Source organism: Actinosynnema sp. NPDC059797, from assembly GCF_042732085.1.
Taxonomy (GTDB): Bacteria; Actinomycetota; Actinomycetes; order Mycobacteriales; family Pseudonocardiaceae; genus Actinosynnema.
Genome location: NZ_JBHWIE010000405.1, coordinates 1 through 5,944 on the forward strand (window position 1 = coordinate 1; position 5,944 = coordinate 5,944).

The window sequence follows — 5,944 nt, forward strand, 5'->3', positions numbered from 1 at the left end:
GTCGTCGGGTCGAGGCCACGACCGTGTTGGCCCTGCCGAAGATGACCACGATCGGTGACGGCGCGTTCCTCGCCGACGACACCATGGTGGCGTCCTACGAGCTGGGCGGTGGGCGGCTGCGCATCGCCGCCGCGCGGGTCGGCAAGCGGGCGTTCCTGGGCAACTCGGGCATGACCGCGCCCGGTCGCGCGGTGCCGAACCGGGGCCTGGTCGGCGTGCTGTCGGCCACGCCGCGCAAGGCCAAGGCGGGCAGCTCCTACCTGGGGATGCCGCCGATGAAGCTGCCGCGCGCGGCCGAGGAGGGCGACCAGAGCCGCACGTTCGACCCGCCGCGGCGGCTGGTGGTGGCGCGGGCGCTGGTGGAGCTGTGCCGGGTCGTGCCGGTGATGTGCCACGTGGCGCTGGTGATCGGCGTGCTGTTCGCGCTGCGCGAGCTGGGCCCGCTGCTGGCCGGGCCGGTGTTGCTGGCCGCGGGCGTGGCGGCGTGCGCGGTGGCGGCGGTGGCGAAGTGGCTGCTGGTCGGCCGGTTCCGGGCGCGCGAGTACCCGCTGTGGAGCGGGTTCGTGTGGCGCAACGAGCTGGCGGACACCTTCGTCGAGGTGCTGGCGGTGCCGTGGCTGGTCGGTTCGGCCGGCGGGTCGCCGGTGATGGGGCTGTGGCTGCGGTCGCTGGGCGCCCGCGTCGGTCGGGGCACGTGGGTCGAGTCGCACTGGTTCCCCGAGGCCGACCTGGTGGGCCTGGGCGACGGCGCGACGGTCAACCGGGGGTGCGTGGTGCAGACCCACCTGTTCCACGACCGGATCCTGCGCATGGACCGGGTCGAGCTGGCCGCCGGCGCGACGCTGGGCCCGCACGGCATCGTGCTGCCCGGCGCGCGGCTCGGCGCGCACACCGCGGTGGGCCCGGCGTCGCTGGTCATGCGCGGCGAGCACGTGCCCGCGGGCACGCGGTGGCTGGGCAACCCGATCGCCGCCTGGCGATGACCGGACCGTACCTGCCGGACCACGGCGACGACGGCTACCGGGTCGAGCACTACGACCTGGACCTGGACTACCGGCCGCACACGGGCCGGTTGGCCGGGCGGGCGGTGCTGTCCGCCGTCGCGGCGGCGAGGTCGAGCCGGCTGGTGCTGGACTTCGGCCCGTTGGCGGTGAACCGGGTGCTGGTGGACGGCAGGCCCGCCCGGTTCACCCACGGCGGCGGCAAGCTGCGGGTCCGCCCGCAGCGACCGGTGGAGGGCCCGTTCGCGGTCGAGGTCCGCTACGCGGGCACCGCGCGGCCGGTCCGCACGCGCCACTGGGGCGAGCTGGGCTGGGACCAGCTCACCGACGGGGCGCTGGTGGCGAGCCAGCCGGTCGGCGCGCCGTCCTGGTTCCCGTGCAACGACCTGGTGCGGGACAAGGCGGCCTACCGGATCGCGGTGACCGCGCCGTCGGCCTACACCGTGCTGGCCAACGGCGTGCTGGTCGACGGTCGGGTCGGCGGCAGCACCACCACGTGGGTCTACGAGCAGGCCGAGCCGATGTCGACCTACCTGGCGTCGGTGCAGGTCGGGGTGTACGAGCGGATCGCGCTCGCCGACGACCAGGACGTGCACGCGCCGGCCCGGTTGCTGCGCGCGGCCCGCCACGACTTCGCCCGGCAGCCGCTGATGGTGGAGGTCTTCGAGGAGCTGTTCGGCCCCTACCCGTTCCGCCGGTACCAGGTCGTGGTGACCGACGACGAGCTGGAGGTGCCGGTCGAGGCGCAGGGCATGTCGGTGTTCGGCGCCAACCACGTGGACGGGCGGCGCGGGTGCGAGCGGCTGGTCGCGCACGAGCTGGCGCACCAGTGGTTCGGCAACAGCGTGGGTCTGGCCGACTGGCGCGACATCTGGCTCAACGAGGGCTTCGCCTGCTACGCGGAGTGGCTGTGGTCGGAGCGGTCCGGTGGCCCGAGCGCCGCGGTGCTCGCGTCCCGGTCCCGCGCCCGGCAGGCCCGGCTGCCCCGGGACCTGCGGTTGGGCGACCCGGGTGTGGCGAACATGTTCGACGACCGGGTGTACCAGCGTGGCGCGTTGACGCTGCACGCGCTGCGCGAGCGGTTGGGCGACCAGGACTTCTTCGCGGCCGTGCGGGACTGGACGGGCACCTTCCGGCACCGCACCGCGACGACGGCGGACTTCGTGGCGGTGGCGCAGCGGCACGCGGCCGTGCCGCTGGAGGTGTTCTTCCGGTCGTGGCTGGAGGATTTCGGGTTGCCCGCGCTGTGAGCGGCGGCTCCTCCGCTCGCCTCGCGGACGGTGCTTCGATTTCGACGGATCGGGGTAGTTGTCCGTTATGACGGGTCGAGTGGTGGTGTTCGCGCCGTCGCCGGAGTTGACGGTGACGGTGGAGGAGCTGGACGGTGCGCCGGACATCCACGTCCACGCCGGTGGGCAGGGTGTGTGGCAGTCGAGGATGATCGAGTCGCTGGGCTCGGAGGTCGTGCTGTGCGCGGCGCTGGGCGGTGAGACCGGGCACGTGCTGCGCCACCTGATCGGCGTGGAGCTCAAGGCCCGCGAGGTGGCCGCCCGCAACGGCGGGTACGTGCACGACCGGCGCGACGGCGGGCGCGACCAGGTGGTGCGGATGCCCGCGGACGCGTTGACCCGCCACGAGTTGGACGACCTGTACGAGATGACGCTCGTCGAGGGCCTGAACGCGGGTGTGGCCGTGCTGAGCGGGCCCGCCGAGCACGACGAGCCGGTGCCGGACTCGGTGTACGAGCGGTTGACCCGCGACCTCGGCGGCAACGGCTGCCAGGTGGTGGTGGACCTGTCCGGTGGGCGGCTCGCCGCCGCGCTGGAGGGCGGTCCGGCGGTGGTCAAGGTCAGCCACACGGAGCTGACGTCCGACGGGTACGCGAAGTCCGACGACCTTGCCGACCTGGCGGAGGGGTGCCGGGAGATCGCGAAGTCGGGCGCGCGGGCGGTCGTGGTGTCCCGGGCCGCCGAGGAGACGTTGGCGCTGATCGAGGGGTCGTTCTACCTGGTGGAGGTGCCTGAGCTGTCCCCCGTGGACACGCGGGGCGGTGGTGACTCGATGACCGCCGGGCTGGCCGCCGGGCTCTCCCAGGGCCGGTCGCTGGAGGAGTCGCTGCGGCTGGGCGCGGCGGCGGGCGCGGTCAACGTCACCCGGCACGGCCTGGGCACGGGCAGCGGCGACGTGGTGAGGGAGTTGACCGAGCGGGTAACCCTGAGGCCATGGGACGCGGCGTGAGGGTGCTCATCACCAACGACGACGGCATCGACTCCCCCGGTCTGCACGCCTTGGCGCGCGGTGCGCGGGACCACGGTTGGGACGTGGTGGTCGCCGCGCCTGAGCGCGAGTCCAGCGGCACCAGCGCGGGCCTGACCGCCGCCGAGGACGACCGGAGGGTGCGCGTGACCCGCCGGGAGCTGCCCGGTCTGCCGGACGTGCCCGCGCACGCCGTGGCCGCCCACCCGGGACTGATCGCCCTGGTCGCCGCGCAGGGCGCGTTCGGCGACCCGCCGGACGTGGTGCTGTCGGGGGTGAACCGGGGCGCGAACGTCGGCCGGGCGGTGCTGCACTCCGGCACCGTGGGCGCGGCGCTGACCGCGTCGATCAACGGCGCGCGGGCCATGGCGGTGTCGCTGGACGTGCCGCTGGGCGGCGGGGCGGAGCACCACTGGGACACCGCGGTCGCGGTGGCGGCGCGGCTGTTCGACCGGCTGGCCGGGTTGCCGCCGGGCGCGGTGCTCAACCTCAACGTGCCGAACCGGCCGGAGGTCGGCGAGCCGAAGCGGGCGAGCCTGGCGGAGTTCGGCGCGGTGCAGAGCCGGGTCAAGGACACCGACGACGGGTCGATCGACCTGACCTCGGTGCTCGTGGAGGGCGACCTGCCGCCGGGCAGCGACGCGGCGCTGCTGGCCGAGGGGCACGCGACGGTGACGCCGCTGCGGTCGGTGGGCGAGGAGCCCGGGATCGACCTCTGACGGCCCTCGCGGTCCACCGGCGGACGACCGGTTCGATCACACGTCGGGCTGCTGTCCGGGCTGCTGTTCGGGCTGCCGTGCGGAAAGGCCGCGCAGGGGCGCGTCCAGGCCGGCGGGCACGGCGGCCCAGGCAGCGATCACGTGTTCGCGCAGGCCCTCGCGGGTGGCGGGGCCCGTCGCCCACGCCTCCTGGGCGCGGTGGAACGTGGCGACCAGCACGTCGAGGGCCAGCAGCACGGGCAGGTCGTCGGGCAGGTCGAAGCGCTCGCGCAGCACGGCGAGGGCGGCGCGGGTGGTGCGGTCGCAGAAGTACAGCCCGTCCGCTTCGATCGACGGGTTGTTCTCGGCCAGCCTGCGCGAGAGCAGCACGCGGTGCGGCCAGTCCGGTTCGGTCATCCCGTCCAGGGCGGTCAGCAGCGCGCCGCGCAGGAGGTCCGCGAGGGTCGGCTCGGGCCCCGCCACGGCCAGTTCGCGCAGGAAGCGCGTCCACAGGTCGTGCAGCGGGGCGTTGACCAGGTCCTCCTTGCCCGCGAAGGTGCGGAAGAACGTGCGCTTGGAGACCTCGACCGCGTCGCACAGCTCGTCCAGCGTGGTGGCGGCGAACCCGCGTTCGGTGAACAGGCGCAACCCGGTGGCCAGCAGGGCCTCGCGCGTGCGTTGCTTCTTGCGCTCGCGCAGCGGGAGGTGGGCGTCCACGGGGGTGCTCATCGGGGGCAGTCTAACCCGGGAGTCGAAAGCCACTGATAGGCTTCTGCCACTCAGTGGCACTTTGTCGCTGGGGTCGTCGGCACTCCCGGGAGGACACCCACCATGCGCGCCCTGCTCGTCGACCACTCCGCCCCCGCGGGCCTGCGCCTCGGCGAGGCGCCCGACCCCGTGCCGGCCCCGGACCAGGCACTCGTCCGCGTCACCGCGACCTCGTTGAACTCCGGCGAGGTCAAGGGGCTGGTCCCCGGCTCGCCCGACGGCGCGGTGCTGGGCTGGGACGCCGCGGGCGTGGTCGAACGCGCCGCCGCCGACGGCTCCGGTCCCGCCGTCGGCACCCCGGTGGCCACGCTCGACCTGGCGGGCGGCTGGGCCGAGCTGCGGGCCGTGCGCACCGACCGGCTGGGCGTCCTGCCCACCGGCGCCGATCCCGGCGCGATGAGCACGCTCCCGGTCGCCGGCCTGAGCGCCTTGCGCGGCCTGCACCGGCTCGGCCCGGTCCTGGGCCGCCGGGTGCTCGTCACCGGCGCGACCGGCGGCGTCGGCCGCTACGCCGTGCAGCTGGCCAACCGGGGCGGCGCGCACGTCATCGCCACCACCGGGGACCCGGACCGCCACGGCGCGGGTCTGCGGGCGCTGGGCGCGCACGAGGTGGTGGCCGACCCGGGCGAACTCGCCGACCCGGTGCACGGCGTGCTGGACCTGGTGGGCGGGCCGCAGTTGGTCCGGGCCCACGGCAGGCTCGCCGGAGGCGGCACGCTGGTCTCGGTGGGCCGCTCGTCGGGCGAACCGGCGGTGTTCTCCCCGGAGGCCCTGGAAGGCATGGGGGCGCACGACCGGACGATCGCCACGTTCTTCCTGCTCGACTGCCCGGACCTCGGCCCGGACCTCACCTGGCTGGCCGAGCAGGTGCACGCGGGCGCGCTGGACCCGAACGTGACGTGGCGCGGGAGCTGGCGCGACGCCGACGACGCGCTGGCCGCGCTGGTGGAGCGGCGGTTGCACGGCAAGGCCGTGCTCGAACTGGACTGAGCGGACCGGATCTCCGGCTACTCCTCCGCCACGGGATCCTGGACCGGTTCCATCCGCTCCGTGTCGGCCTGGGCCGCGGTCCGGGTGAGCAGGTCCGGGCCGCCCCACTGGGAGCCGTCGGATACGCCCAGGTCGGGTCGACCCAGTCGGTGCTTGCCCATGGTCTTACCTCCACTCGATTCACGGACAAGTACCCCGTTCGAGTCGCCTCACACTCGAACGGACTATGGC

The 5,944-nt window shown here is 74.7% G+C and carries 6 protein-coding genes and 1 pseudogene; 5 read left to right on the forward strand and 2 right to left on the reverse strand.

The window, feature by feature from the left end:
- From ACFV4N_RS38380 to surE, 4 genes and pseudogenes are all read left to right on the forward strand, one after another.
- Positions 1-983, forward strand: a pseudogene (locus ACFV4N_RS38380) (amino acid adenylation protein); the annotation flags it as partial.
- A complete protein-coding gene (locus ACFV4N_RS38385; RefSeq protein WP_499677593.1) occupies positions 980-2,251 on the forward strand; it encodes a M1 family metallopeptidase in 1,272 nt (423 codons plus the stop codon). The pseudogene ACFV4N_RS38380 and the gene ACFV4N_RS38385, both read left to right, overlap by 4 nt.
- Positions 2,252-2,318: 67 nt before the next feature.
- Positions 2,319-3,239, forward strand: a complete 921-nt coding sequence (locus ACFV4N_RS38390) for a 1-phosphofructokinase family hexose kinase (RefSeq protein ID WP_499677594.1) — start codon at positions 2,319-2,321, stop codon at positions 3,237-3,239.
- On the forward strand, positions 3,224-3,976 hold the full coding sequence (surE, locus tag ACFV4N_RS38395) for a 5'/3'-nucleotidase SurE (RefSeq protein ID WP_499677595.1): 753 nt from the start codon (positions 3,224-3,226) through the stop codon (positions 3,974-3,976). Before ACFV4N_RS38390 ends, surE begins: the two co-directional genes overlap by 16 nt.
- A gap of 36 nt (positions 3,977-4,012) precedes the next feature.
- Here surE and ACFV4N_RS38400 read toward each other — a convergent pair whose 3' ends face one another.
- On the reverse strand, positions 4,013-4,684 hold the full coding sequence (locus tag ACFV4N_RS38400; RefSeq protein ID WP_499677596.1) for a TetR/AcrR family transcriptional regulator: 672 nt from the start codon (positions 4,682-4,684) through the stop codon (positions 4,013-4,015).
- A gap of 102 nt (positions 4,685-4,786) precedes the next feature.
- Here ACFV4N_RS38400 and ACFV4N_RS38405 point away from each other — a divergent pair, with 102 nt between their 5' ends.
- Positions 4,787-5,713 (forward strand): zinc-binding dehydrogenase, encoded by a 927-nt coding sequence (locus ACFV4N_RS38405; protein WP_499677597.1) that lies wholly within the window; start codon positions 4,787-4,789, stop codon positions 5,711-5,713.
- A gap of 17 nt (positions 5,714-5,730) precedes the next feature.
- Here the strand turns inward: ACFV4N_RS38405 and ACFV4N_RS38410 are convergent, their stop codons facing one another.
- A complete protein-coding gene (locus ACFV4N_RS38410; RefSeq protein ID WP_499677598.1) occupies positions 5,731-5,874 on the reverse strand; it encodes a hypothetical protein in 144 nt (47 codons plus the stop codon).
- Positions 5,875-5,944: the final 70 nt, after the last annotated feature.